Raw genomic sequence first — 228 nt, 5'->3', positions numbered from 1 at the left:
ATTGGGTCGAGAATCAGATGCGTCCCTGGGCGTTGGGGCGCAAGAACTGGCTGTTTGCAGGTTCGCTGCGCAGCGGCCAGCGAGCGGCGAATATCATGACTTTAATCCAGTCAGCAAAGCTGAATGGCTTGGATCCGTATGCCTATTTAAGTGATGTGCTGAAAAGGTTGCCGACACATAAAGTGACTCAGATTGAAGAATTGCTACCACACCGCTGGAAACCTGAAC

1 protein-coding gene is annotated in these 228 nt (G+C 51.3%); it reads left to right on the top strand.

Translation table 11 applies throughout. The annotated features are described in order from the left end of the window. Positions 1–228: transposase domain-containing protein (locus tag ACEO2X_RS14805; RefSeq protein ID WP_371972226.1), on the top strand; the 228-nt coding region annotated here is incomplete at both ends.

Origin of the sequence: Acinetobacter sp. AL9 (assembly GCF_041464035.1) — a bacterium.
In the GTDB taxonomy this organism is placed as follows: Bacteria; Pseudomonadota; Gammaproteobacteria; order Pseudomonadales; family Moraxellaceae; genus Acinetobacter; species Acinetobacter towneri.
The sequence above is the reverse complement of the archived record's forward strand: the minus strand, read 5'-3'. Positions and strand labels throughout refer to the sequence as shown.